The sequence below is a fragment of the Actinophytocola xinjiangensis genome, assembly GCF_001921215.1.
GTDB classification, from domain to species: domain Bacteria; phylum Actinomycetota; class Actinomycetes; order Mycobacteriales; family Pseudonocardiaceae; genus Actinophytocola; species Actinophytocola xinjiangensis.
This window is the reverse complement of sequence record NZ_MSIF01000003.1, coordinates 540,774-563,359: the sequence shown is the minus strand read 5'-3', so window position 1 is coordinate 563,359 and position 22,586 is coordinate 540,774. Positions and strand designations below refer to the sequence as shown.

The window sequence follows — 22,586 nt, the reverse complement described above, 5'->3', positions numbered from 1 at the left end:
GGCGTTCATGGCATCGAGATGTCGAGGTCGATGACCCGGACCGGGTCGGTGGTCTGGTCGGCGCCGAGCCGGCGCGTGTTCGCCGCCGCGATGTCGCGGTAGTAGTGCCGGCCGGGCAGGTAGTCGGCGCACGCCGTGGCCGCCGTGCGGGCGGCGGTCCGCGCGTCGGAGTGCCGGCCGGCGGCCGAGAGCACCACGGCCTGGTCGACCTGGGCGGCCAGGGTCAGCGGGTGGGCCGGGCCGAGGTGCTCGTCGAGCAGCAGCGCGCCGCGTTCGACCGCGTCGACGGCCTCGGCGGCGCGGCCGGACGCCGTCAGCGCCGCCGCCAGCATCACCTGGCAGATCGCCGAGTACGGGTGGTCCTCGCCGATGCCGGGCAACCGGTCCAGGGTTTCCAGGCACTCGGTGGTGGCGGTGACCGCGTAGCCGGCCTCGCCGACCGCGCGGTGGGCGTTGGCGTAGCTGAGCTTGCAGGCCACCACCTGCAGGTGGTCCTCGCCGAGCTCGTCGCGCAGCGCCACCAACGCCTCCCCGTTGCGGCCCTTGGCCATCGTGGTGTCCCGGCCGGGGGCCAGACGCTCGCTGACCGACCGCAGCCAGCTCACGATCGGCCCGGCCAGCGGCGGTGGCGGCTTGTTCGCCGACGCCAGCTCGTGGGCCCGGCCCAGGGTGGCGACCGAGTCGTCGAACAGCCCCATCGCACGCTGGTACAGGCCGAGGTTGGCCAGCGAGTGCCAGTTGCGCGGGTCGTCCCGGCCGAACAGGCGGTCGCGGCGCGCGCAGTGCCGCTCGCCCTCGTCGTGCGCGGTGGCGATGTCCCCGGCGTGGAACCGCGCCACGGCCAGGTTGTTCTCGGCGGCCAGGGTGTGCGGGTGGTCCTCGCCGAACGCGGCGCGCAGACCGTCGAGGGTGGCGATGTCCTCGTCCACCGCGTCCTCCAGCCGGCCGAGGCCGCGCAGGTCGCCGCCGAGGCCGCGCGCGGTCAGCAGCGCCCGGTGGTGGACGCGGCCCTGGTACCGGCGCTGGGTGTTGAGCGCGCTGGTGTTGAGCTCCAGCGCCTCCTGGTACCGGCCGAGCGCGCGGTAGAGCCTGGCGAGCTGGCCGGCCAGCATCGACACGTACGGGTCCCGCTCGGAGTAGGCCGCCAGCCACCGGTCGTAGAGCCGCTGGGCCGGGTCGAGCGCCACCTGCCAGACGTCGGCCTCGTTGGTGCGGAACAGGTAACCGGTCTGGTTGACCAGCCACTGCCGGACGTCGGGGTCGTCGCTGTCCTGCGCGCCGGTCGACATGACGTGCCGGTTCAGCTCGGCGTAGCGCCGCATGGCGGTCGGCTGGTCGTCCTCCTGCTCGGTCGGCGCGTAGCCGGCGAGCGCGGCCAGCACCCGCTCCCGCAGCGTCCGCTCCTCCCACTCGGTCAGCGCGGCCCGCAGCGCGCGGCGGACCACCCGGTGCACGGTCAGCGCCCTGGTGCGTCCCCAGTCGACCCGGAACAGGCCGATCCGGGCGCCCCGGGCGAGCAGGATGTCGATCTCGGCGGAGTCCATCGCCAGCGGCGCCGCGTCCTGGCCGCCGGCCGCCACCAGCTCGCGGCGGACCTCCTTGGAGCGCAACAACGCCAGGCTCACGCCCTCGGGGGACAGCAACGCGCAGAACCGGGCCAGCAGCAGGGTCATCCGCCCGGGGCCGGTGGTCGCGAGGCTCTCGGACATCACCGCGAGAACCGAGGCGACCGCGTTGGCGGGGTGCTCGACCTCGCCGAGCGCGGCGACGTAGTCGTCGACCACCGTGTGGGTCCGGGAGGTGGTGCTTTCCGGGTGGACCTCGCCGGTGCGCAGGACCTCGGTCAGCCACGCCGAGGACAGCTCCATCGCCAGCGGGCCGTACCCGACGGCGGCGGCGATCTCGTCCAGCTTGCCGCTGTCGGCCAACTGGGGGAGCCGTCCGGCGAGCAGCTCGGCGTTGTCGGCGGCCGACAGCGGCGGCACGACGAAGTCGCCGTCACCGGCCGAGGTGATGATCACGTGGCAGCGGCCGGGCGCGGGCAGCAGGTCGCCGTAGACCTCGGGGTCGTCGCCGTCGTCGAACACCAGCAGCCAGCGCGGACCGGCCAGCTCCGAGCGGAGCAGCGCCAGCGGCCCTGGCACGTCCCCGTCGGTGACCCCGCGCAGCGCCCGGCCGAGCGCGACGATCGCGGCCAGCACCGACTCCCGGTCGTGCGCCGAGATCCACCACACCACCGAGTACGCGTTGGCGTAGCGGCAGGCGTACTCGCGGGCCAGCGCGGTCTTGCCGACCCCCGGCTCGCCGCCCAGGCGCACCGGCGAGCCGTCGCCGTGCACCAGCTGGTCGCGCAGCCGCTCCAGTTCCTCGACGCGGCCGATGGTGGCGTGCTGGATCGGCGGCACCGCCACCAGGTCCGGCGGTTCGTCGGGGTGGCGCACCACCGGCGGCGCCGCGTCGGTCGCCGGCTTGAGCCCGAAGTAGGCGTGCAGCCGCGCGGTGGCCACCGGGGCGTCCAGGCCGGCGAGCACCAGCGAATCCGTCCCGGGCAGTGACGCCGTCCCGTCGTGCACCACGACCTGGGTGACCGACGCGGTGGCCGGCAGTCCACCGGCCGGTGCGTCGCCGCCGACCACCACCAGCTCCGGCGGCGGTGCGGCGGTCAGCCAGTCGGGTGTGGTGCGCGGGGAGCCGACCTCGGCGCCGGCGGCCAGCAGGTGCGCGGTGATCCAGTCGGCCCACAGCCGGGTGTCGGGGGTGGCGAGGACCAGGAACCGGGGCGAGCCGGGCTCGGCGAACCCGGTCGCGCGGCGGTAGCGGGTGAGCACCGCCGCCGGCAGATCACCCAGGCGGGTGACCGCGTCGAAGGTGACTGCGCCGGCGAGCGCGGCGTACGCGTCGGCCACGTCCGGGCGGTCGAGGAACAGGCCGAGGACCGGGGTCGGCGAGGGAACCTCGGGCAGCGACAGGGCGGCGGTCGGCCGGGGGTTGCCGGCCAGCAGCTCGGTGAACCGCTCGTCGAGGTCCTCGTCCGGCTTGTCGCCGCCCAGCCGCACCGGCACGACCTGGATGCCGCCCGGCGCGCGTCGGTGCAGCGCCCGGCCGATCCGGTCGGCCTCGCGCACGGTCGCCACCCGGTGGGAGAAGCAGACCACGGCGACGTCGCACATCTTGGCGACCGCGTTGGAGATGGCCCTGGACTCCTCGTCGGACTGTTCGACCAGCGACGGCGCGTTGACCAGCACGTAGTCGTAGGGCGAGTGGATCAGCGAGTCGCGCAGCCGGTCGGCGCCGCCCCGGCGCGCGGCGGCCAGCCACGGGCGGGGTTCGCGGTCGGCGCGGGACATCGTGTGCACGTCGATGACGCGGTGCTCGCCGGGCAGTTCGAACCGGTCGAGGGTGGAGTCGGCCGGTGAGGTCGCGCTGAACGTGGTGGCGTACTCGCGTTCCAGTTTCGCGCCACCGAGTTCGCGCAGTTCGGCGCGTTCGACGGCGAACGGGGCGAGGTACTCGGCGACCCGGTACACCGCTTCCGGCAGGTCGAGGACCAGCACGGTCCGGTCGTTGCTGGCCAGCAGGCACGCCAGGTTGGCGATCGCGCCGGCGCGGTCGACCGCATCGTCCGCGGACACGACCGCCACCAGGATTGCCGGAGCGGTTCGTTGACTGGTCATCACTACTTCAGGTCGTCGGTGGCCGGTGAAAGATTACGTGGGGCGCTGTTCAGACCGCGTCCTGGAACATGGCGAACAGCTGCGAGTCGGAATCGGGGGCGAGCAACGCGCGACGTAGCGCCGCGCGCAACACGTTGTCCGGCAACGTTGCCAGCTGATCCAGCGAGAGGTCGAGGACGTCGACGAGATCGGACTCGATTTCCCGAGAATGGTCCACCTGGCCGCCTCCGGGGCAGATAATCGTCACTCCACGTGGCGAAGCAGTAGCTATCATATCAACGTGGACGCACCCGGGACTCCCGTCGGTGCCGCGCTGGGCCTTTCTTGTCCTCAATCTGTCAAGTCGACGAGGTACGATCATGAAAACAGCCCGCGAGCGGGCTTTCCGGCAGTTCGTCCTGAAGATCCACAGCAGGTGCAATCTGGCCTGTGCCTACTGTTATGTCTACACAATGGCCGACCAGGGTTGGCGAACCCGCCCGCGCGTGCTTTCCCCGGAACTGCGCGAACGCGCGGCCGAACGGATCGCCGAACACGCCAACGGCCACGGCCTGACCGAGGTGCGGGTCGTGCTGCACGGCGGCGAGCCGCTGCTGGCCGGCACCGCCGCGCTCGCCGACTGCGTACGCTCCGTGCGCGCCGCGCTCGACCCCGGCGTCCACGCGCTGATCTCCGTACAGACCAACGGAACCCTGCTCACCGAGCAGCGGGTGCGCGACCTGGCCGACCTCGACGTGCGGGTCGGCGTCAGCCTCGACGGCGGCCCCGGCGGCCCCGGCGGCCAGGACCGGCGGGTCGACCACCGGGGCCGCGGCAGCCACGACCGCGTCCTCGCCGGCCTGCGCCACCTGCGCGCGGCGGGCCGGCCCGACAGCTTCGCCGGCCTGCTGGCCACGATCGACCTCGCCGCCGACCCGGTCGGCACCTACGAGGCCCTGCTCGCCCAGGCCCCACCGACCGTGGACTTCCTGCTGCCCCACGGGAACTGGAGCGCGCCGCCGCCGGGACGCGTCCCCGGCGACCCGGCCACCCCCTACGGCGACTGGCTGATCGCGGTGTTCGACCGCTGGTACGGCGCCCCGGCGCGCGAGACGTCGGTGCGGATGTTCGAGGAGATCATCCACGGCCTGTTCGGCGGCACCCCGGCGGTCGAGGGCCTCGGCCTGGCCGCCCCCGCGATGGCCGTGGTGGAGACCGACGGCGCGATCCTGCTGTCCGACACCCTGCGCTCCACCTATCCCGGCGCCGCCGGTACCGGCCTCGACGTGCGCCGCCACACCTTCGACGAGGTCCTCGCCCTGCCGGAGCTGCGCGCCCAGCACCTCGGCGAACAGGGCCTTCCCGCCGCGTGCCGGCCATGCGGCGTGCGCCGCGTGTGCGGTGGCGGCCTGCGCGCCCACCGCTACCGCGCCGGCGCCGGGTTCGACCGCCCGTCGGTGTACTGCGCGGATCTGCTGGCGTTGATCCGCCACATCCGCGACGTGCTGACCCGCGAGGTCGCCGCCCTGCGCGCGGTGGGCGCGCCGTGACCGACACACCGCGGCCGTTCCGGCTGGGCAGCGAGGAGTTCGCCGCGCTGGCCGCCGGTGGGGGAGACGCGGCGGTGGTCGCGCGGCTACGCCGGGCCAACCGCAGCCGGACCCTGCTGGCCGTCGCCTTCCTCGCCGCGCGGACCCGCCGGGCCGGCCACCCCGACGCCGGGGCGGTGGCCCGCGCCTACCAGGTCCTGACCGACGCCCGCGCCGCCCGCCCCGAGGCGGTGTGGCGGGTACTCGACCAGCCGGAGGTGGCGCTGTGGGCGGTGGGCGCGGCACGCGACCTGGTGCACGGCGGTGACCGCTGCCGCCCCGGCGCGCTCGCGAACGTCGCCGCGGCCGCCGCCGTCCGCGCAGGAACCCCCGCCGACCTGGTCACCGCCGCCGGGCCGTTTCCGTTGCCGTCACTGGGAACCCTGGGCGGTGTCGGCACCCGGCTGCGGCTGCGCCAGGACGGCGACGGCGCGCTGACGCACACCGGGGTGCGGATCGTGCCTGGCGGCGCGACCCCCGGCTGGTCCCCGCTGTCGGCTCTGCGCCTCGGCGACCGGACGGTGACCCTCGACCAGTGGCGGCTGGTCGCCCTGCCGGGGCCGTTCGCCGCGGCGCTGTCCCGCGCGCCGGACCTGCCGGCGTGGCGCGCGGTGCTGACCGGCGCGGTCGACGTGCTCGACGCCCAGGGCGTCGCCGGCCCCGTCCTGGAGGCGGTGCGTACGGTGACCCCGCTGCGCGACGCCGGCGCCGACCCGTCGAGCGCGACGCTGTCCGAGGCGTTCGGCGCGGTGCTGCTGTCGTTGCCGCGCGGGCCACGGCAGGCGGCGCTGACCCTGGTGCACGAGGTCCAGCACGCGAAGCTGACCGTGTTGCACGACCTGTTCCCGCTGCTGGAAACCGGTGCGCGGGAACGGTTCTACGCGCCGTGGCGCCGGGATCCCCGGCCGCTGCTCGGTTTGCTGCACGGCGCGTACGCCTACGTTGGTGTGGTGGGCTTCTGGCGCCAGCAGCGGCTGCTGGACACCGACCCGGCCGACGCCCACGACGCGGAGGTCGAGTTCGCCAGGTGGCTGCCGGCGACCCGCGAGACCGTCGAGGTCCTGGCCACCCGCCCCGAGTTGACCGCGCACGGCCACGCGTTCGTCGCCGGACTGGCCGGCACACTGGCCGACTGGTCGGCGGAACCCACCGATCCCGCCGCCCGCGCCGAGGCCGACCACCTGCGGCGCGATCACCGCGACCGCTGGTCCCGCGCGAGCTGATCGCCCGTTGTACGCTCCCGTGACCACAGTGGGCAGGTGACGGGGGAGGCGACCGTGCGCAACACCGAACTGGACACACTCGACCGTCTGGTGGGGGAGTGGACCGTGACGCTGTCGGACGCGTGGTTCCTCGAACCGCCCGGCACCGAGATCCACGGCACGGCCACCATCTCCTGGCTCGGCGAGTCGTTCCTGGTCTGGCGCACGGAGTTGGCCAGTGACCAGCACGCGCACTCCACCACGACCTGGGTCATGGGCCGCAGCGACGCCAACGACACGTTCGTGGTGCTCTACCACGACGACCGGGGCGTGTGCCGCGAGTTCACCGGCAGGCTCGACGGCGACCACCTGGAGATGCTGCGCGAGGACCCGGACTTCCACCAGCGTTTCGTCGTCGACATCGAGGCCGACGTGATCCGCGTGCGGCCCGACGCGTCCGAGGACCAGGGTGCCACCTGGCGCAAGGACTTCGACCTCACCTACGTCCGCTCGTGACCGCCCTGAGCGGCCGGGCCGCCGAGGTCCCGCCGGACGAACGACCGGCCGCCCGCGTCGAGGCGTTCCGCCACCTGCGCCCGACGCGGCCGGCGGTGCGGCTGTGAGGCCGCCGCCCCGCTCCCGCGCCGACCGCGAGCGGAACACCCTGGCCCGCCTGGACGGCGACGTCGACGCCTGGGTGGCGACCAGCGGCGACGGCCTGCCGTACCTGGTCCCGTTGTCCTACCTGTGGGACGGTTCGACGCTGCTGATGGCGACCCCGGCGAGCAGCCCCACCGCCCGCAACCTGGTGGCCACCGGCGAGGTCCGGATCGGTCTCGGCCCGACCCGCGACGTCGTCATGGTCCACGGCACGGCCACCCCGGTCACCGATCTCGACCAGGAGACCGGCGACCGGTTCGCCGCCGCGACCGGCTTCGACCCGCGCACCCTCACCGGCTACCAGTACTTCCGTGTCCGGCCGGTCCGGATCCAGGCCTGGCGCGAGTCCAACGAGATAGCCGGCCGGGACCTCATGCGCGACGGGCGCTGGCTACGCTGAGCCGGTGCTGGGGATGGCCGAGTTGGGGTCGACCCCGGCGAACGCCAGCCCGATGACGAACCCGGCGACCTCCTCCAACTGCCGCGCCCGCCGCAGCGGCCCCAGCACGGCCGGCAGCCCACCGGCGTCGCGCACCAGCTCCGAGGTCCGCGCCAGCGCGGCCTCGTCGTCACCGGCGATCGGCACGGTCACCGCGGCCGCCCCGGAGCCCCACTGGGCGGCCGGGAACAGGTGGAACGCCTTGACGACGGCGGCGCCCGGCGCCCAGTCCGCGATCTGCTCGGCCGCCGAGCGACCCGGCGGGGTGAGCAGATCCCCGACCCCGTGCTCGACGGCGTTGCTGGGGTCGATCAGCGGTGTCCCGGCCAGTGAGCCGTCCGCCGCGCCGGCCAGCGCCAGCACGTCGCGCATCCCGTCCCACAGGACGGCCACGAGCACCGCGTCTCGCCCGCGTACCACCTCCGCCGGTGTCGCCGCCGTCGCGCCCGAGGCCAGCGCCGCGGCGGTGGCCTTCTCCGCCGAACGTCCCCCGATCAGCACCTCGTGCCCGGCGCGTACCCAGACCGCGCCCAGTGCCGTACCGAGGGTGCCGGTCCCCAGAATTCCGATTCGCATGCCAACTCCCATTCGACTGTCCAACGCCGGCTACCGTAGAAACTCCGACACACACCAACCGGTAGGAAACGGATGACCGACCACTGCGAGTCCCTCCTCGTCGACTGCCGGCTGCGCGCGGCGACCGACCTGTTCACCCACATGTGGGACCCGGTCATCCTGGCGGGGCTGCGGGCCGGCCCGCGCCGTCGCGTCGACCTGCTGACCACCACCGGCGGCCTGCGCGACAAGGTCCTCACCGACACCCTGCGCCGCCTGCTGGCCAACGGCCTGGTCGAACGCCGCCGCCGGCCCGCCGCCCCGCCGCACGTCGAGTACTCGCTGACCCCGCTGGGCGCGAGCCTGGTCGACGGTCCGATGCGGGCACTGGCCGACTGGATCACCACTCACGGTGACGAACTGCTGGCCGCCCAGGAAAGTCTCTGACGGGTTGCGGCCGGGTGGGTTCGAGGTACGTTCGGGACACCTGCGCCCTACGGCGAAAGAACGTGTTCCATGTACTACAGCAGTGGGAACTACGAGGCCTTCGCCCGCCCGAGGAAACCGGTGCGCGCCGACCGCACGTCGGCGTGGTTCGTCGGGGCGGGCCTGGCTTCCCTGGCGGGGGCGGCTTTCCTGATCCGGGACGGGCAGGTGCCGGGCGACCGGATCACCGTCCTGGAGCGACTCGACCTGCCCGGTGGGGCGCTCGACGGGATCAAGGAACCCCGGAAGGGTTTCGTGATCCGGGGTGGCCGGGAGATGGAGAACCATTTCGAATGCGCTTCATCCACCACATCGGCGGCCTGCCGGACTTCTCGGCGCTGAAGTTCACCAAGTACAACCAGTACGAGTCGCTGGTGTTGCCGCTCTACACCTGGCTGCTCGAACAGGGTGTGGTCTTCCACTTCAGCACCACCGTGACCGATGTGGACTTCGACCTCTCCCCGCGACGCAAGCAGGCGACCAGGTTCACCTGGACCCGCGACGGCGTGCCCGGCATCGTCACCGTGACCGACTCGAACTGGCTGATGAGCTGGACGGTCAACCGCCAGCCGCACTTCAAGCAGCAGAAGCCGACCGAGATCGTGGTCTGGCTGTACTCGCTGTTCGTCGACCGCCCGGGAAATCACGTCCCCAAGGCGATGCGGGACTGCACCGGCGAGGAGATCACCCAGGAATGGCTTTACCACCTGGGTGTCCCGGTCGAGGACATCCCCGAACTCGCCGCCACCGGCGCGAAGACCGTCCCGGTGATGATGCCCTACGTGACCTCGTTCTTCATGCCCCGCAAGGCCGGTGACCGCCCCGACGTCGTCCCACCCGGCGCCGTGAACTTCGCCTTCATCGGCCAGTTCGCCGAAACCAGCCGCGACTGCATCTTCACCACCGAGTACTCCGTACGCACCCCGATGGAGGCGGTGTACACGCTGCTCAACGTCGACCGGGGCGTCCCGGAGGTCTTCAACTCCAAGCTCGACGACACCCAGATCGGCGCCCTGCTCGCCGACTCCGGCCTCACACCACGGCGATGACGTCGATCTCGACCGGGGCGCCCTGGGGGAGCGACGCCACACCGATGGCCGAGCGGGCGCCCCGCCCGGGTGGACCGAAGGCGGTGTGGAAGACGGCGGTCACGGCGTCGGCGACCGTGGGGTGGGCGGTGAACGTGTCGGTCGACCGGACGTAGACGGTGACCCGCGCGACGGCGCGGACGCGGTCCAGCTCCCCGAGGACCGTGCGCATCGCCAGCAGCGCGTTGAGCCCCGCCAGCTCCGCGCTGCGGCAGGCGTCCTCGATGGACAGTCCCTCCCCGCAGCGGCCGGTCCACACCGGATGGCCGTCGCGGGTGCCGGTCTGGCCGGAGACGAACAGCAGGTCGCCGACGCGCACGGCGGGGCGGTAGTCGCCGAGCCTGGTCGGGGCGGCCGGCAGGGACAGACCGGCGGCGGCCAGGCGCTCCTCGGGGGTCACAGCGCCGCCGCCAGCCGCTCCAGGCCCACCGGGGACGGGACGGTGATCCGCACGGCGTCCGGCACACCCAGGTCGCGGCCGGGTCTGGCGGCGATGCCGGCCTCGGCCAGCCGGGTCAGCAGGCGCTCGCTGTCCGGGGTCAGCACCAGGACGAAGTTGCTCTGCGAGTCGACGACCTCCAGACCGGCCGACCGCAGCACCGTCACCAGGCGCTCGCGGGTGGTGACGATCTCGCGCACCCGCTCGGCCGTCTCCGCCGCGTGGGCCAGGGCCAGCACCCCGAGCCGCTGGGCCGGCGCGCTGACCGAGAACGGCAGCCGCAGCCGTTCGATCTGGGCGGCGATGTCGCGGTGCGCGATCAGGTACCCGACCCGCAGCCCGGCCAGCGCGTGCGCCTTGGAGAACGTCCGCACCACGACCACCCTCGGCTCGCGCACCGCCAGGGCCACGGTGTCCAGCCGGGGGCCGGTGGTGAAGTCCACATAGGCCTCGTCGACCACGACGGCCCGGGCGGCCGCCCGCGCGGCGAACCGGGCGAGCGCGTCCGGGTCGACGACCGTGCCCGTCGGGTTGTGCGGGTTGGCGACGAACGCCAGGTCGGCCGGCACCTCGGCCATCGCGTCCAGGTCGTGGCGCCAGCCGGTCAGCGGGACCTCGGTGACCGTCGCGCCGAGACGGCGGGCGCACAGCGGGTACAGCGCGTAGCCGGGGGTCGCGGTGACGATGCCGCCGGTGTAGGCCGCGTAGGCCTGGACCAGCAGGTGGATCAGCTCGTCGGACCCGTTGCCGACGACGACCTCGGCCGGGTCGACGCCGGCGGCCCCGGCGATCGCCGAGCGCAGGTCCTCGACGCGGGCGTCGGGGTAGCGGTGGACGTCCAGGTCGGCCAGGTCGGGGGCCGCGCGCGCGACCCAGGCGGGGGCGGCCGGGGACTCGTTGGAGGCGAGCCGGCCCTCGGGCGTCGCGGTCGTCGAGCCGGAGCGGTAGCCGGGGGCGGCGGCGAGCCAGGGGCGCGGTTGGGGAGCGGGCATGCCGTTCATGCTGGCAGTGACCCCCGGTCACGGTGACCACGTGGAACCACCCTCGTGTGCCACATGTGGCACACGACTGCGCTCACGGCAGGTGACGTGGCTCGCGTCCCGGTGCGAGTCTTGCCGGCATCTTCAGCAGCGCACCGCGCCGCCCCGTCCGCAGGAGGGTTCTGTGAACGTCTCGTCGACCTCGGGGGAACCAGGACAGAAACGCTCGTTCGTCAGCAAGTTGCGCTACATCGGTCCCGCGTTCATCGTCGGCGCGTTGACCTTCGGACCGGGCAACGCCGTCTCCTCGGCGACGCTCGGTGCCGAGTCCGGCTACAAGGTCCTGTGGCTGCTGGTCATCTCCAGTGTGCTCATGCTCGCGTTCACCGACATGTCGGCGCGCATCGCGATCACCTACCCGACGTCGATCATCCAGGCGATCAAGGACCACATCGCCAAACCGGCCGGCGTGATCGCCGGCATCTGCTTCTTCATCCTGGCCGTCACCTTCGGCTCAGGGAGCATGATCGGTGCGTCACTGGGACTGCAGGTCATCACCGGCGTCGACATCAAGCCGCTGTCGGCGATCTGCGCGGTGGCGGCGGTGGCGCTGCTGTGGACCGGCGGCGCCTACAAGCGGATCGAACAGGTGATGATCATCGCGATGGCGGTGATGGCCGTCGCCTTCCTCGCCACCGCCGTCAAGGTCGGGCCCGACCTCGGGGACATGGCCGCCGGGCTGGTGCCCTCCGACGTCCCGGGTGGACTGGTCGCCGCGTTCGCCCTGCTGGGCACCAACCTGTCCCTCTACTCCGCCTTCTACATGGCCTACACGTTGCGTGACAAGGGAACCACGCGCGCGGACTACCGGACAACGACCCGCTACGACACCATCCCCGGCGCGCTGCTGCCCGGCATCCTGACCGTCGCCATCATCGCCTCGGCGGCCACCGTCATCCCCGGCGCCACCATCGAGTCCGGCAACGACATGGTCGACATCCTGCGCCCGGCGCTGGGCTCGGCGGCGGTGTTCGTGTTCGCCCTGGGACTGTTCAGCGCCGGCTTCTCCTCGGTGATGACCGGTGTCCCCGGCGGGCACGTGCTCTCCGACGCCCTCGGGTTCGGCGACAGCATCGACCACCGGCGGGTGCGGATCATGGCCACGGTCGCCATCGCCGCCTCGCTGGGGCTGGTGCTGATCTTCGGCGGCGCGCCGATCCAGCTGATCCTGGTCGCCAACGCCGGCACGCTGATCCTGTTCCCGCTGCTCGCCGGGTCCATCCTGTACCTGGCGACCCGGCGGCGGGTGATGGGTGACCTGACCAACCGCTGGTGGCAGACGGTGATCGGCGTGGTGGGGCTGGCCGTCGTTGGCTGGGGTGCCTACCGTGTCGCCGTGGAGCTGATCTCCGGATGACCGGCGCGAGCCGCCCGCTCGACCTCGCGGTCGTCGACGCCGACGTGCTGACGATGGACGAGCGGGCGCCCCGCGTCCGGGCGGTGGGGCTGCGCGCCGGCCGGGTCGCGGTCCTCGGCGACACCGCCGAGGTGCTGGCGCTGGCCGGCGACGACACCCGGGTCGTGCGCGCGGCCGGCGCCACCGTCGTGCCGGGACTGATCGACGGGCACGCCCACCTCGACCGGGAGGGCCTGCGCGCGGTGTTCCCGTCGCTGGCCGGACTGTCCACCCTGGACGAGGTGCTGGCCAGGATCGGCGCGTTGGCCGCGCGCCGCCCGCCGGGCGCCTGGCTGGTGACCATGCCGCTGGGCGACCCGCCCTACTACGAGGACCCGCCCGGCGTCCCGGATCGCTGGCAGCTCGACGCCGTGGCCGGCGCGACCCCGGTGTTCGTCCGGCCGATCTGGGGCTACTGGCGCCACCGGCTGCCGATCACCTCGGTGTTCAACTCGGCCGCGCTGCGGATCCTCGGCCCGGAGTTCCTGGCCCGCTGCGCGGAGTTCGCCGACGTCGAACGGGACCCGGCCTCCGGCGAGCCGACCGGCCGGGTCCACGAGCGGGTGTTCGAGCCGACGCTGGAGCTGATGCTGCCCGGCGAGGTCGCCCGGTTCGACCCGGCCACCCGGGTGGACGCGCTGGCGGCGTCGATGCGGGCCTACGCCGCCGTCGGCACGACCGGCGTCTACGAGGGCCACGGTGTGGCCGACGAGGTCGCCGACGCCTACCGCGCGCTGGCCGCGCGCGGACCGCTGGCGACCCGGGCGCGGCTGCCGCTGAGCCTGCCGTGGCTCTCGGCCGGTCCGGCCGGGCGCGAGCGGCTGCGTACCGGCCCGGTGCGGCGGGTCGCGGGGCGTGGCGAGGGCGACGAGCTGCTGCGCTTCGCCGGCCTGAGCCTCGGCTCGACGCACGGGTCCACCGGCCGTGACCAGCGCGCCGCCGCCCGCCCGTACACCGGCTGGGCCGGCTTCGACTACGAGGCTGCGCTCACCGGGGCCGACCTGGTGGACGAGCTGGTGGCCTGCGCGCGGGCGGGGGTGCAGGTCGCGGCGATGACCCCGGACATGCTCGACGTCTACGAGCGGGTCGACCGGATCGTGCCGATCCGCGACCTGCGCTGGGTGTTCGGCCACATCACCGACCTCACCCCGGCCGACGTCGAGCGGGTCCGTCGGCTGGGGCTGGTGGTCACCACCCACACCAACCGCTATATCTACAAGGAGGGCCGCGCGGTGCCGCTGCGCGGCCTGGTCGACGCCGGGGTGCCGGTCAGCCTGGGCACCGACAACGTGCCGATCTCGCTGTTCCACCCGCTGTGGCACGTCACCGCGCGGCGCACCCGCGACGGCGAGGTCGTCAGCCCCGAGCAGCGGTTGAGCCGGCTGGAGGCGCTGCGGCTGGCCACGGTCGGCGGTGCGTGGCTGACGTTCGAGCAGGACTGGCGGGGTCGGCTGGCGGTGGGCTTCGCCGGGGATCTCGCGGTGCTCAGCGACGACCCGCTGGCCGTCGGTGAGCAGGGCCTGCGTGACCTCGGCTCGGTGCTGACGGTCGTGGCCGGCCGGGTCGTGCACGACCTGACCTGATCACGCGCGGCGGCGTACCGGGGTGCCGCTGAGCCGGGTGGTCAGCCCGTCGGCGGTCTCCCGCACGGCCGAGGCGATCCGTTCGACCTCGGCGGCCGAGGGCAGGTCGTAGTAGGACACGCCGACCGCGGCGATCGGCAGGCCCTCGTGGTCGAAGACCGCGGCGGCCACGCAGGAGACCTCCTCGGTGGTGGAGCTGCTCTCGACGCTGTACCCGCGTGAGCGGTCGGCCCGCAGGATCTCGCGCAGCTCCGACAGGTGCCGGGGGCCGCGGCCGGTGCGGGTCACCAGCTCGCCCGGCCGCCATAGGATCGCCCGCACCTGGTGGGCCGGCAGCTGGGCCAGCATCGCCCGGCCCATGGCGGTCAGGTGGGCCGGCAGCCGGACGCCGACGGCGGTGACGAACGGGCGCGCCGGCTCGTCGGTGGTCTGTTTGAGCAGGTAGAGCACGTCGCTGCCGTGCAGCACGCCCAGGTGCGAGACCATTCCGGTGCGCCGGGTCAGGCGCACCAGCAGCGGCCGGCCGGAGCGTTCGAGCACGCCGGAGCGCAGGTAGCCGGAGCCGATCTCGAACGCGCCGATGCCGATGCCCCACAGCTCGTCCTCTGGCAGGTGCACCACGAAGTACATCCGTTCCATCACCCGCAGGATCCGGTAGAGCGAGGAGCGGGGGATGTCGCAGTCGCGCGCGATGGTGCCGGCCGAGACGGGCCTGGACCGCTTGGACAGGTAGGTCAGCACCCGCAGGGTGCGCACCGCGCCGATCTCACCTGGCACCTGATCACCTGGGCGACTCATAGCTGGGGATTGTCGCAAATATCGCCCGTACCAGCGATAACGCCGCTGTGACGGCTGTGTTGCGCCCGGTGTACCCCGCCTCGGGACCCGCCAATATTTGGACTTGCTAAGGTCTGCAACTGTTGAAGCCTGCGGATGCAGGGGTGGTGTCGCCGGGTGACCGGTGCGGCCGGGAAGGATCCGGGTATGACGACCAGGACCACCCCGTGCCGTGCGGCGGGTGTCGCGTGAGCCGGCCCCTCTACCAACTGAAGGCGGAGTTCTTCAAGACGCTGGGCCACCCGATCCGGATCCGCGTGCTGGAGCTGCTCAGCGAGCGCGAGCACGCCGTCTCGGAGATGTTGCCCGAGGTCGGGATCGAGCCGTCGAACCTGTCCCAGCAGCTGGCGGTGCTGCGGCGGGCCGGGCTGGTGACCACCCGCAAGGAGGGCTCGACCGTCTACTACTCGCTGACCAGCCCGCACGTGGCCGACCTGCTCGCGGTGGCACGCCAGATCCTCACCGGCGTGATCACCGGGCAGGCCGAGCTGCTCGATGACCTGCGGGCACCGGTCAGCCCACCGGGCGGGAAACGGGACGGGTAGGCCGTCCCGTGTCGACGATCGCGGGAGAACGCGGTGCTGGGATTGTGGCGCATGATCCGCCGAGCCGGACGGATCGCGGAGCCGGCGCCGCCGCGCGTGGCCGGGGACCGGCCGGCGGTGGCGACGGCACTGCGCGGATCGGTGCAGCTGCGGCACGTGGACGCCGGGTCGTGCAACGGCTGTGAGATCGAGATCGGCGCCGCGTTCGGCCCGGTGTACGACGGCGAGCGCTACGGCGCCCGGCTGGTCGCCTCACCCCGGCACGCCGACGCGCTGATCGTCACCGGCGCCGTCACCCGCAACATGGCCGAGCCGCTGCGGCGCACCCACCAGGCCGTCCCCGAACCGAAGGTGGTCGTCGCGGTCGGCGACTGCGCGCGCAACTGTGGGGTGTTCGCGCGGGCCTACGGGGTGGTCGGCCCGGTGTCCGACGTGGTCCCGGTGGACCTGGAGATCCCCGGCTGCCCGCCCCGGCCGGAAGCCATCGTCGAAGGGCTGCGGAAGCTGACCGGGCGATGAACCTCGCGTCCCTCGGCCTGGCCGGCGCGGTCACGGCCGGCGTGGTGACCGCGCTCGTGGCGGTGCTCGTACCGGTGCGGGCCCGGCCGGTGGTCACCGGCGCCGGGCTGGTGCTCACCGGCGCCGCCGGGGTCGCGGCCGGCGCCGCCGGCCTCGCCGGGGTGACGTTCTCCGTGTCGTGGCCGGCGGTCCTGCCGCTGACCGGCGTCGCGTTCGGGATGGACCAGCTGGCCGGGCTGTTCCTGGCGGTCACCGGCGGGGTGGCGCTGATCGCCGGCGTGTACGGCGTTTCCTACTCCCGGCACGGGCGCGCGGCCCAGGCGACGCTGCCGCTGTTCGTGGTGGCCATGCTGCTGGTGCCGGCGGCCACCAGCGTCGGCACGCTGCTCGTGTGCTGGGAGCTGATGGCGCTCACCTCGCTGCTGCTGGTGCTCGCCGAGCACCGCCAGCGGCCCGAGGTCGCGGTGGCCGGCCGCTGGTACGCGGTACTCACCCACCTCGGCTTCGCCACGATCCTGTGTGGACTCCTGATCCTGGTCGCGCACGCGCCGGGGGACTCCTTCGCCGACCTGCGCGCCGCGCCGCTGCCCGGCGGGGTCGCCGGGCTGGTGTTCGTCCTGACGCTGGTCGGGTTCACCTCCAAGGCCGGCATCCTGCCGCTGCACGCGTGGCTGCCGCGCGCCCACCCCGAGGCCCCCAGCCACGTCTCGGCGCTGATGTCCGCGGCGATGGTCAACCTCGGCGTGTACGGGGTGGTCCGCGTCGGCCTCGACCTGCTCGGCGGCGGGCCGAGGTGGTGGTGGCTGGTGGTGCTCGGCCTGGGCGCGGTGTCGGCGGTGTACGGGATCCTGCAGGCCGCGATGAGCACCGACCTCAAGCGGCTGCTCGGGTTCTCCACCACCGAGAACCTGGGACTGGTGCTGGTCGGGGTCGGCGCGGCCGGGCTGCTGGCCGCCGGCGGGCAGCGGGTGCTCGCGGGCCTCGCGCTGGCGGCGGCGCTGCTGCACGTGGTGAACCACGCGGCGTTCAAGACCACGTTGTTCCTCGCCGCCGGGTCGGTCCTGCACGCCACCGGCGTGCGCGACCTCGACCAGCTGGGCGGGCTGCGTCGGGGCATGCCGGTGACCACCGCGGTCTTCGGCTGGGGCGCGCTGGCCGCGTCCGCGCTGCCGCCGGGCACGGCGTTCGTGTCCGAGTGGCTGCTGCTCCAGGCCCTGGTGCACGGCGTGCCCGAGGGCGGGGGAGCGGAGGCGGTCGTCATGCCGGTCGCGGTGGCGGTCGTGGCGCTGACCGCCGGGCTCGCGGTGGCCACGTTCGTCAAGGCGTTCGGCGTGGGTTTCCTGGCCAGGCCACGGTCCCGGCAGGCCGGCGAGGCGCACGAGAGCCCGCCGTCGATGCTGGCCGGGATGGTGCTGGCGGCGGCCGTGGCCGCCGTGCTCGCGGTGCTGCCCACGCTCGTGCTGCCGGCCGTCGGGGCCGCGGCGGCGGTCGCGGTCGGCGGCGGCCCGGCGACCTCCGGCGTGCTGACCGTCCGGCTGACCGGCGTCGCCGGTGAACTCTCGCCCCTGGTGTACGCGGTGGCCCTGCTGGCGGCCGTGGTCCTGGTCCTGGGGGGGCTGCGGGCGACCGCGACCCGGCGGGCCCGGCGCGCCGCGCGGCTGTGGGACTGCGGCGGCGGGCCGCTGTCGGCGCGGATGGAGTACACCGCGACCTCGTTCGCCGAACCGTTGCAGCGGGTGTTCGACGACGTGCTCGAACCGGAACAGGACGTCACCGTGGACCACGTCGAGGAGTCCCGCTACCTCGTCCGCGCCGTGGAGTACCGGCGCGCGGTGCCCGACCGGGTCGAGCGCCGCCTCTACCCGCCGGTGATCGCCGCGTTACGCGCGTGGGGTGAGGCCGGCCGGCGGCTGGCCACCGGCAGCGTGCACCGCTACCTCGGCTACGGCTTCTACACCCTGTGCGGGGTCCTGCTGGTCCTGGCGGTGATCTCGTGAACGTCGCCGGCGGGGTCGTGCAGGCGGTGGTGGTCGTCGGCGGGGCGCCGCTGCTGGTCGGGGTGATGCGCCAGGTGCGTGCCCGGCTGGAGGGCCGGGCCGGGCCCGGGATCGGCCAACCCTGGCGGGACCTGCGCAAACTGCTGGGCAAGGAGCCGATCACCCCGCGCGGCACCACCGAGCTGTTCCGCCTCGCCCCGCTGGTGTCGCTGGCCACCGTGCTGGTGGTGGCCGTGGTCGCGCCGTTCGTCACCACCGTGCCGACCGTCGGCCCGGCGGCCGACCTGTTCGCCGTGGTCGCGCTGCTGGCCCTGGGCACGGTCGTGCTGGCGCTCGCCGGACTGGACACCGGCACCGCGTTCGGCGGCATGGGCGCCAGCCGCGAGGTCACCATCCTCGCGCTGGTCGAGCCCACGCTGCTGGTGGCGATCTTCGCGCTGTCGGTGCGGGTCGGCTCGACCAACCTCGGCGCCATCATGACGGCCACCGTCGAGGACCCGGCGCGGGTGATCTCCCCGGTGAGCCTGCTGGCAGCGGTCGCGCTGGTGGTGGTGACCGTCGCGGAGAACGGCCGGCTGCCGGTGGACAACCCGTCCACCCACCTCGAACTCACGATGGTGCACGAGGCGATGGTCCTGGAGTACGCCGGGCCCGACCTCGCGCTGGTCGAACTGGCCTCGGCGATGCGGCTGGCGGTGTTCCTCGGTCTGCTGGGCAACCTGTTCCTGCCGTGGGGCCTGGCGACCGGCACCGACCCGGTGGCGCTGGCCGTCGGGGTGCTCGCCCTGGTGGTCAAGGTCGGGGTGCTCGGCGCGCTGCTGGCCGCCGCCGAGGTGTTCCTCGCCAAGCTGCGCCTGTTCCGCGTCCCGGAGCTGCTGGCCGGCTCGTTCCTGCTCTCCCTGCTGGCCGCCACGGCCGCGTTCTTCCTGGCGTGAAAGGAGGGTGGCGGTGAGCGAGTCGCTCTACACCCAACTGCTCTACCTCGCGGCCGGCGCGTTCCTGCTGACCGCCGTGCTGATCCTGTGGCGCCGCGAGCTGGCGGTGATCGTGCGGATCCTGGCCCTGCAGGGGCTGGCGCTGGCCGTGATGGTGGCGGTACTGGCCGCGCGCGAGGGTTCGGTCGAGCTGTGGGCGGTGGCCGGCGGGATCGCCGTGCTGCGCGTGGGCGTACTGCCCCACCTGGTGCGCCGCGCGCTGACCGGCGCCGAGGCCGCGCGCCGGGAGAGCGCGCCGTCGGTCAACGTCGCGTCCTCGCTGTTGGCCGCCGCCGGGCTGACGCTGCTGGGCTTCGCGGTGTCCCAGCCGCTGGTGGCGCTGGCGCCCTCGCCGGCCACCCAGGCGGTCCCGGTCGGCGTGACCGTGGTCCTGATCGGGTTCCTGGTGCTGGTGACCCGCCGCCGGGCACTGTCCCAGCTGGTCGGGTTCCTGTTGCTGGACAACGGGATCACCGCCGTCGGGTTCCTCACCACGGCCGGGGTGGGGCTGGTGGTCGAGGTGGGCGTCTCGCTCGACGTGCTGCTGGCCGTGCTGGTGCTCCAGTTGCTCGCCACCCGGATGCGGGAGACGTTCGGGGACACCGATCTCGACGAGTTGCGGGAGCTGCGCGACTGATGATCTGGCTGCCGATCCTGGTTCCCGTGCTCGCCGCGGCGCTCTACGCCGTGTTCGGCTGGCGGCGGGCGAGCACCTGGCTGGCCCCGGCGAGCGCGGCGGGCGTGCTGGCCGTGGCGATCGTGCTGGCGGTGGCGGTGGCCCAGGACGGGCCGCGCACCGCGTGGCTGCTGCGCCTGGACGCGCTCTCGTCGTTCATGCTGGTGGTGATCGGCGCCGTGGGCCTGCTGGCCACCGTCGCCACCCCGGCGTACCTGCGTGCGGAGATCGCCGCCGGCCGCGCCGGCACCCGCACCGCCGGCCGGCACTGCCTGCTGGTGCAGCTGTTCCTGGCCACGATGGCGCTGGCCGTGCTGGCCGCCGACCTCGGCGTGCTGTGGGTGGCGATCGAGGCGACCACGATCGTCACCGCGTTCCTGGTCGGCCAGCGGCGGACCAGGGCCAGTGTGGAGGCCGCGTGGAAGTACGTGGTGATCTGCTCGACCGGGATCGCCCTGGCGCTGCTCGGGGTGATCGTGCTCAACCACGCCGCGCGGCACGCCACCGGCGGTCCGGTCGGGCTGGACCTGGTGGACCTGTCGGCCGCCGCGCCCGGCCTGGATCCCGGGGTCACCCGGATCGCCGTGGCGCTGCTGATCATCGGCCTGGGCGCGAAGGCGGGGCTGGCGCCGCTGCACGCGTGGCTGCCCGACGCGCACTCCCAGGCCCCGGCGCCGGTCTCCGCGCTGATGTCCGGTGTGCTGCTCTCGGTCGCCGCCTACGCGATCCTGCGGGTCAAGGTGATCGCCGACGCCGCGCTCGGTGCCGGGTTCGCCAGGACCGTGCTGGTGGTGATGGCGCTGGCCTCGCTGGTGCTGGCCGCGACCCTGCTGCTGGGCCAGCGCGACTACAAGCGGATGCTCGCCTACTCCAGCATCGAGCACCTGGGGCTGGTCGCGCTCGCCTCGGCCATCGGCAGCCAGTTCGCGGTGGCCGCCGCGCTGCTGCACGTGCTCGGCCACGGACTGGCCAAGGGCGCGTTGTTCGTCGGCGCCGGGCGCATCCTCCAGGTCACCGGCACCAGCGCGGTGGCCGGCGTACGGGGGCTCGCCTCGGCGCACCCGGCGCTGGCCGGCGGCGTCGGGCTCGGTGTGCTGGCCCTGGTCGGGCTGCCGCCGTTCAGCCTGTTCGCCAGCGAGCTGGGGATCTTCCGGGCCGGGTTCGGCGAGGGTCTTGGCTGGGTCACGGCCGCCGCCGTCGTGCTGGTCGTGGTGATCGCCGGCGCGTTGTTCGTCCACAGCGGACGGATGATGCTCGGCGACCCGCCGGACGGGCCGGGTGCGGCGCGCGCGGCGGTCCGGCTGCCGGTGCCCACGGCCGTGGCGGTGTTCGGCGGGCTGGCCGCGTGCGCGGTGCTCGGCGTCACCGCCGGGCCACTGGGCTCGCTGATCGGTCAGGCCGCCGAGGTCGTGGCGGGTGCGCGATGAGGCACACGCTGCGCCCCGACGAGCTGCCAGCGCACGCGAGGTCGTTGCTGGACCAGGGTTTCCGCCTCGCGCTGGTCGCCGGCCACGACGACACCGTGATCGGCCGCGACGCCCTGCGCGCGGTGTACCTGTTCACCGCGCCCGACCCCGACCGCCGGGTCGAGCTGCACGTCGAGTTGGACCGGGCGCGCCCGCACCTGCCGAGCCTGGCCGGGCTGTCCTTCCCCGCCGGCCGGTTCGAACGCGAGCTGCACGACCTGTTCGGCATCGTGCCCGACGACCACCCGCTGCCCCGCCGTCTGGTCCGCCACTTCCACTGGCCGCGCGGCTGGCACCCGATGCTCGCCGACGCCGGTGACCCGCCGGACTTCGGCGACACCGACGGCCCCTACCCGTTCCGCGCGGTGGAGGGCCCCGGCGTGTACGAGATCCCGGTCGGCCCGGTGCACGCCGGCATGATCGGCCCCGGCCACTTCCGGTTCTCCGTCGTCGGCGAGACCATCCTCAACCTCAAGGCCCGGCTCTGGTTCGTCCACAGGGGACTGGAACGGCTGTTCACCGGCCGGACCCCCGAGTCCGGGGTGGAGCTGGCCGAGCGGGTCAGCGGCGACACCACCGTCGGCCACACGCTGGCCTACTGCCTGGCCGTCGAGCAGGCCACCGGGCTGACCGTCCCGGCCGCCGCCACCCGGGTCCGCGCGGTCCTGCTGGAACTGGAACGGCTGTACAACCACGTCGCCGACCTCGGTGCGCTGGCCAACGACGTCGGCCACGGCATCCTCAACGTCCACGCCGGACGGCTGCGCGAGGAACTGCTGCGGATCAACGACGCGGTCACCGGCAGCCGCCTGCTGCGCGGCGCGATCCACCCCGGCGGTGCCACCGTCGCCACCCTGCCCGACCCGGACCGGCTGGCCGTCCTGGCCACCGAGGTCGCCGAGCTGGCGCACCTGGCGCTGGAGCACAGCGTCGTGCGCGACCGGTTCGCCGGCACGTCGGTGCTCACCCGCGACCAGGCCGCCGACCTGGGCACCCTGGGCTACGTCGCCCGGGCCAGCGGGCTGCTCGTCGACGCCCGCCACGACCACCCGTTCCTGCCGACGCCCACCGACCACGTGCGCCACACGCACACCGAGGGCGACGTGCTGTCCCGGTTCGTGGTCCGGGTCGAGGAGTTCGCCGACTCGGTCACCAGGATCGCCGCCCTGACCGGCGGCGGCGCCCAGGAACCCGAGCGGGACCGGGCCGCGGCGGGCTCCGGCGTGGGGATCGTGGAGGGCTGGCGGGGCACCGTCACCCACCGCGTCGAGACCACATCGGACGGTGTGCTGACCAGGGTCAAGATCGTCGATCCGAGCTTCTTCAACTGGCCGGCCCTACCGGTGGCGCTCGCGGACACGATCGTCCCGGACTTCCCGCTCACCAACAAGAGTTTCAACCTGTCCTACGCCGGTAACGACCTGTGACAACGCCTGTCGGGT

General features: G+C 73.8%; 22 protein-coding genes. 16 read left to right on the top strand and 6 right to left on the bottom strand.

Annotation, left to right across the window (positions count from 1 at the left end; translation table 11 throughout):
* Nucleotides 1-5: 5 nt before the first annotated feature.
* Both fxsT and fxsA read right to left on the bottom strand, forming a co-directional pair.
* On the bottom strand, nt 6-3,632 hold the full coding sequence (gene fxsT, locus BLA60_RS10355) for an FxSxx-COOH system tetratricopeptide repeat protein (RefSeq protein WP_154814253.1): 3,627 nt from the start codon (nt 3,630-3,632) through the stop codon (nt 6-8).
* A 91-nt stretch (nt 3,633-3,723) separates the two neighbouring features.
* Nucleotides 3,724-3,891, bottom strand: a complete 168-nt coding sequence (gene fxsA / locus BLA60_RS10350; protein ID WP_075132548.1) for an FxSxx-COOH cyclophane-containing RiPP peptide — start codon at nt 3,889-3,891, stop codon at nt 3,724-3,726.
* A 142-nt stretch (nt 3,892-4,033) separates the two neighbouring features.
* Here fxsA and BLA60_RS10345 point away from each other — a divergent pair, with 142 nt between their 5' ends.
* The 4 genes from BLA60_RS10345 to BLA60_RS10330 all read left to right on the top strand — a co-directional run bounded on the left by BLA60_RS10345 (nt 4,034) and on the right by BLA60_RS10330 (nt 7,504).
* Complete coding sequence (locus BLA60_RS10345) at nt 4,034-5,203, top strand: FxsB family cyclophane-forming radical SAM/SPASM peptide maturase (protein ID WP_075132547.1); 1,170 nt, start codon at nt 4,034-4,036, stop codon at nt 5,201-5,203.
* The gene (locus BLA60_RS10340) at nt 5,200-6,465 is read left to right on the top strand and encodes an aKG-HExxH-type peptide beta-hydroxylase (protein ID WP_162292938.1); all 1,266 of its coding nucleotides are present in this window, start codon (nt 5,200-5,202) and stop codon (nt 6,463-6,465) included. The genes BLA60_RS10345 and BLA60_RS10340 overlap by 4 nt, the downstream gene beginning before the upstream one ends.
* Nucleotides 6,466-6,501: 36 nt before the next feature.
* Nucleotides 6,502-6,960: a DUF1579 family protein gene (locus tag BLA60_RS10335; RefSeq protein ID WP_084734798.1), complete on the top strand. Its 459-nt coding sequence runs from the start codon at nt 6,502-6,504 to the stop codon at nt 6,958-6,960.
* Nucleotides 6,961-7,063: 103 nt separating this feature from the next.
* Entirely contained in the window at nt 7,064-7,504 is a 441-nt protein-coding gene (locus tag BLA60_RS10330; RefSeq protein WP_075132545.1) for a pyridoxamine 5'-phosphate oxidase family protein, read from the top strand.
* On the opposite strand, the gene BLA60_RS10325 is transcribed toward BLA60_RS10330, so the two are convergent.
* Nucleotides 7,496-8,119, bottom strand: coding sequence for an NADPH-dependent F420 reductase (locus tag BLA60_RS10325; RefSeq protein ID WP_075132544.1), 624 nt, complete (start codon nt 8,117-8,119; stop codon nt 7,496-7,498). The genes BLA60_RS10330 and BLA60_RS10325 overlap by 9 nt on opposite strands.
* Before the next feature lie 72 nt (nt 8,120-8,191).
* Between BLA60_RS10325 and BLA60_RS10320 the strand changes: the two genes are divergently transcribed.
* From BLA60_RS10320 to BLA60_RS10315, 3 genes are all read left to right on the top strand, one after another.
* Complete coding sequence (locus BLA60_RS10320) at nt 8,192-8,545, top strand: winged helix-turn-helix transcriptional regulator (RefSeq protein ID WP_075132543.1); 354 nt, start codon at nt 8,192-8,194, stop codon at nt 8,543-8,545.
* A gap of 69 nt (nt 8,546-8,614) precedes the next feature.
* Nucleotides 8,615-8,926, top strand: coding sequence for an oleate hydratase (locus BLA60_RS45420; RefSeq protein WP_245811913.1), 312 nt, complete (start codon nt 8,615-8,617; stop codon nt 8,924-8,926).
* A complete protein-coding gene (locus BLA60_RS10315; protein WP_245811912.1) occupies nt 8,878-9,633 on the top strand; it encodes an oleate hydratase in 756 nt (251 codons plus the stop codon). The genes BLA60_RS45420 and BLA60_RS10315 overlap by 49 nt, the downstream gene beginning before the upstream one ends.
* On the opposite strand, the gene BLA60_RS10310 is transcribed toward BLA60_RS10315, so the two are convergent.
* Nucleotides 9,617-10,072: a RidA family protein gene (locus BLA60_RS10310; RefSeq protein ID WP_075132542.1), complete on the bottom strand. Its 456-nt coding sequence runs from the start codon at nt 10,070-10,072 to the stop codon at nt 9,617-9,619. The genes BLA60_RS10315 and BLA60_RS10310 overlap by 17 nt on opposite strands.
* Complete coding sequence (locus BLA60_RS10305) at nt 10,069-11,103, bottom strand: pyridoxal phosphate-dependent aminotransferase (protein ID WP_162292937.1); 1,035 nt, start codon at nt 11,101-11,103, stop codon at nt 10,069-10,071. The genes BLA60_RS10310 and BLA60_RS10305 overlap by 4 nt, the downstream gene beginning before the upstream one ends.
* A 172-nt stretch (nt 11,104-11,275) precedes the next feature.
* Here BLA60_RS10305 and BLA60_RS10300 point away from each other — a divergent pair, with 172 nt between their 5' ends.
* Both BLA60_RS10300 and BLA60_RS10295 read left to right on the top strand, forming a co-directional pair.
* Nucleotides 11,276-12,508: an Nramp family divalent metal transporter gene (locus BLA60_RS10300; protein ID WP_162292936.1), complete on the top strand. Its 1,233-nt coding sequence runs from the start codon at nt 11,276-11,278 to the stop codon at nt 12,506-12,508.
* Nucleotides 12,505-14,130 carry an amidohydrolase gene (locus tag BLA60_RS10295; protein WP_075132540.1) on the top strand — a complete coding sequence of 542 codons (1,626 nt, stop codon included), beginning with the start codon at nt 12,505-12,507 and terminating at the stop codon, nt 14,128-14,130. Before BLA60_RS10300 ends, BLA60_RS10295 begins: the two co-directional genes overlap by 4 nt.
* Here the strand turns inward: BLA60_RS10295 and BLA60_RS10290 are convergent, their stop codons facing one another.
* A complete protein-coding gene (locus BLA60_RS10290) occupies nt 14,131-14,907 on the bottom strand; it encodes an IclR family transcriptional regulator (protein WP_245811911.1) in 777 nt (258 codons plus the stop codon).
* A 248-nt stretch (nt 14,908-15,155) separates the two neighbouring features.
* On the opposite strand from BLA60_RS10290, the gene BLA60_RS10285 reads away from it, so the two are divergent.
* Genes BLA60_RS10285 through BLA60_RS10255 form a run of 7 tightly spaced genes read left to right on the top strand, consistent with a single transcriptional unit; the run spans nt 15,156 to nt 22,571 of the window.
* A complete protein-coding gene (locus BLA60_RS10285) occupies nt 15,156-15,512 on the top strand; it encodes an ArsR/SmtB family transcription factor (RefSeq protein ID WP_075132538.1) in 357 nt (118 codons plus the stop codon).
* A 51-nt stretch (nt 15,513-15,563) separates the two neighbouring features.
* A complete protein-coding gene (locus BLA60_RS10280) occupies nt 15,564-16,031 on the top strand; it encodes an NADH-quinone oxidoreductase subunit B family protein (RefSeq protein WP_245811910.1) in 468 nt (155 codons plus the stop codon).
* On the top strand, nt 16,028-18,028 hold the full coding sequence (locus tag BLA60_RS10275) for a proton-conducting transporter transmembrane domain-containing protein (protein ID WP_075132537.1): 2,001 nt from the start codon (nt 16,028-16,030) through the stop codon (nt 18,026-18,028). Before BLA60_RS10280 ends, BLA60_RS10275 begins: the two co-directional genes overlap by 4 nt.
* On the top strand, nt 18,025-18,963 hold the full coding sequence (locus BLA60_RS10270; RefSeq protein ID WP_075132536.1) for a respiratory chain complex I subunit 1 family protein: 939 nt from the start codon (nt 18,025-18,027) through the stop codon (nt 18,961-18,963). Before BLA60_RS10275 ends, BLA60_RS10270 begins: the two co-directional genes overlap by 4 nt.
* 13 nt (nt 18,964-18,976) lie before the next feature.
* The gene (locus tag BLA60_RS10265; RefSeq protein ID WP_075132623.1) at nt 18,977-19,639 is read left to right on the top strand and encodes a hypothetical protein; all 663 of its coding nucleotides are present in this window, start codon (nt 18,977-18,979) and stop codon (nt 19,637-19,639) included.
* Nucleotides 19,639-21,105: a proton-conducting transporter transmembrane domain-containing protein gene (locus BLA60_RS10260; RefSeq protein WP_075132535.1), complete on the top strand. Its 1,467-nt coding sequence runs from the start codon at nt 19,639-19,641 to the stop codon at nt 21,103-21,105. Before BLA60_RS10265 ends, BLA60_RS10260 begins: the two co-directional genes overlap by 1 nt.
* Entirely contained in the window at nt 21,102-22,571 is a 1,470-nt protein-coding gene (locus BLA60_RS10255; protein WP_075132534.1) for a hydrogenase large subunit, read from the top strand. Before BLA60_RS10260 ends, BLA60_RS10255 begins: the two co-directional genes overlap by 4 nt.
* The last annotated feature ends 15 nt before the right edge of the window (nt 22,572-22,586 follow it).

What these genes read in the sequence shown, in the direction of transcription:
- BLA60_RS10345 (WP_075132547.1), top strand. Translation starts at nt 4,034, where the DNA reads ATGAAAACAGCCCGCGAGCGGGCTTTCCGGCAGTTCGTCCTGAAGATC.
- BLA60_RS10325 (WP_075132544.1), bottom strand. Translation starts at nt 8,119, where the DNA reads ATGCGAATCGGAATTCTGGGGACCGGCACCCTCGGTACGGCACTGGGC.
- BLA60_RS10320 (WP_075132543.1), top strand. Translation starts at nt 8,192, where the DNA reads ATGACCGACCACTGCGAGTCCCTCCTCGTCGACTGCCGGCTGCGCGCG.
- BLA60_RS45420 (WP_245811913.1), top strand. Translation starts at nt 8,615, where the DNA reads ATGTACTACAGCAGTGGGAACTACGAGGCCTTCGCCCGCCCGAGGAAA.
- BLA60_RS10315 (WP_245811912.1), top strand. Translation starts at nt 8,878, where the DNA reads ATGCGCTTCATCCACCACATCGGCGGCCTGCCGGACTTCTCGGCGCTG.
- BLA60_RS10305 (WP_162292937.1), bottom strand. Translation starts at nt 11,103, where the DNA reads ATGCCCGCTCCCCAACCGCGCCCCTGGCTCGCCGCCGCCCCCGGCTAC.
- BLA60_RS10295 (WP_075132540.1), top strand. Translation starts at nt 12,505, where the DNA reads ATGACCGGCGCGAGCCGCCCGCTCGACCTCGCGGTCGTCGACGCCGAC.
- BLA60_RS10280 (WP_245811910.1), top strand. Translation starts at nt 15,564, where the DNA reads ATGATCCGCCGAGCCGGACGGATCGCGGAGCCGGCGCCGCCGCGCGTG.
- BLA60_RS10275 (WP_075132537.1), top strand. Translation starts at nt 16,028, where the DNA reads ATGAACCTCGCGTCCCTCGGCCTGGCCGGCGCGGTCACGGCCGGCGTG.
- BLA60_RS10260 (WP_075132535.1), top strand. Translation starts at nt 19,639, where the DNA reads ATGATCTGGCTGCCGATCCTGGTTCCCGTGCTCGCCGCGGCGCTCTAC.
- BLA60_RS10255 (WP_075132534.1), top strand. Translation starts at nt 21,102, where the DNA reads ATGAGGCACACGCTGCGCCCCGACGAGCTGCCAGCGCACGCGAGGTCG.